The sequence below is a fragment of the Methanophagales archaeon genome (assembly GCA_021159465.1).
Taxonomy (GTDB): domain Archaea; phylum Halobacteriota; class Syntropharchaeia; order Alkanophagales; family Methanospirareceae; genus G60ANME1.
Genome location: JAGGRR010000188.1, coordinates 1 through 1,704, shown reverse-complemented (window position 1 = coordinate 1,704; position 1,704 = coordinate 1). Strand labels below are relative to the sequence as shown.

2 protein-coding genes are annotated in these 1,704 nt (G+C 42.2%); both read right to left on the bottom strand.

The annotated features are described in order from the left end of the window. On the bottom strand, positions 1–989 hold a 989-nt coding region (locus tag J7J01_08190; protein ID MCD6210846.1), incomplete at its 3' end, for a tetratricopeptide repeat protein. 107 nt (positions 990–1,096) lie between these two features. Next, on the bottom strand, positions 1,097–1,704 hold a 608-nt coding region (locus J7J01_08185; GenBank protein MCD6210845.1), incomplete at its 5' end, for a tetratricopeptide repeat-containing protein.

The window sequence follows — 1,704 nt, the reverse complement described above, 5'->3', positions numbered from 1 at the left end:
GCTGCAATATTTCTTTCAATTCCAAGTCCCTTAAATATTTCAAGTGCTTTCCTATAATACTGCTCTGCCTCATCCAAAAGTGATTTTTCCTGTGCGATTATACCTAACTGATGATAAGCAGTAGCGACGCCTCTTTGGTCTTCTATCCTATCAAAAATTTGCAATGCTTTTTGACATACTTCTAATGCCTTATTCAACTCTCCTTTTTCCTCGTAAAGAACGGAGAGTTTAAGAATGAGCGAAGATTCTTTTTTCTCATCTACAACTCCAAGTACTCTTAGAGTCCTCTCCAGTTCATCTATTGCTTTGTTTATATCCCAATTATATTTTTGTAGCAGTTCAACAGTGTCCTGCGATGAAATCATGTTAGGAATGCTTACCATAGCAAAATCAACTAACTTCTGTGGTGCGGTATCACTTATAGAACTTCCCTCTTTCCTTCTTTTTTCCAGAATATAAGCGGTAATGAGCAACAAAACGCCATAGTATGTGGCAGCATTTGTACCAAATATCTTTTCAAGCTCTTTCAGTGCCAAATCAACTTTCTTCTCTTCTATTTTTCCCGATTTTATCAACTCATGCACGATTGAAGGAGCTATTTCCGTAATCCTCTCTTCCGGCGTCTTCAGGTCTGTGTATATAAATAATCTCGACTTCTTATCCACCTCCGCCAGAATGAAATCGCAATTTTTATCTATTTCTGACATGAGATTGACCCTTTTCAATACCTCTATTGCCTTTTCGGAAGCTACGAGCGGGCTATGCCTGGAGACCATGCCATCCATAGTTTCTCGCTCAATAGTTTCTTTTATAATCTCCACAGTAGTTTTTAGTCCTTCAATAGACCCTTTGAGTTCTTTAACTGAACCACTCAACGTATCGAGTTTCGTATCTGTTGAGCCCATCCATCTTTCCAAATTTAAATTAGCGAGGCTCGTCTTCCATTCGTCTATCTTCTTTCTCCATTCCCTTAACCCCCCATACCACACTGCAAATCTCCACAATATACCTACTACTACTGCGATTAGTGATCCTATTATTCCTGCGATGGTCCCCCAAGTCGAGAGGCATAAAAATAAAAAGGTGTTTGCTTAATTTAATTTTTCTCCCGCCGTATTTGCCCTTTAACTTTAATCTCATCAATTCTCGGCTCTTCGCCACCTGTCGCTTCTCGCCACGCATTCACGAATCCCTCTCTCCCCATCGCTTCAAGCAGTCTTCTAATCGATGATTTTATCATTTCTACAACTGGCATCCTGTATGCAGATGCGATTCCATAAGCCTTTGCGAACCATGCCACTGACTCGTGGAGCCGTCCCTGGTGAAAGCGTAAAACACCAAACTGTGCTAATGTATCTACTTTTAAAGGAGGATGCCCAATCTTATCATATATTTCAAGCGCTTTGCGATACCACTGCTCCGCCACGTCAAACTGCTGTCGTTCCTGCGCAATTATTCCCAACTGATGATACCCGTAAGCGGCGTATCTTTCCAAGCCCAGCTTCTCAAATATCTCAAGCGCTTTACGGTACCACTGCTCCGCCTCATCAAACTGCTGTCGTTCCTGCGCAATTATTCCCAACTGGTGATAATCGGTAGCGGCATCCCTTTGCAGGCCCAGCCTCTCTCTTATTTCAAGCGCTTTACGATACCACTGCTCCGCCTCATCAAACTGCTGTCGTTCCTGCGCAATTATTCCCAACT